1 protein-coding gene is annotated in these 240 nt (G+C 50.0%); it reads left to right on the forward strand.

Annotated elements, in window-relative coordinates:
* The coding region (locus ACYYG1_RS17830) for an MFS transporter (RefSeq protein ID WP_461211668.1) at window positions 1-240 on the forward strand (240 nt) is incomplete at both ends.

The raw sequence follows: 240 nt of genomic DNA on the forward strand, positions 1-240 counted from the left end.
CTTGATTGGCAACGTTATTTCCGGCATTGCAAGTGCAACCTGGCTCTCATTCATGATGTTCTTTTTAAAAATGCATTCTGATGCGAGCAAGGTAGAAAACATGGGCGTTTTGGTGATGGCCAACAACAGCGGGATGCTGCTGGGCTTTGTCGTCGCCAGCATATCATATTCCCAGATTGCCATGACCGGGTTGTGCCTGTTGAGCACCTTGGCTGGAGCGGCGGCCTTTATCATGGCGTT

The sequence above is a fragment of the Desulfocurvus sp. DL1XJH-121 genome (genome assembly GCF_054819825.1).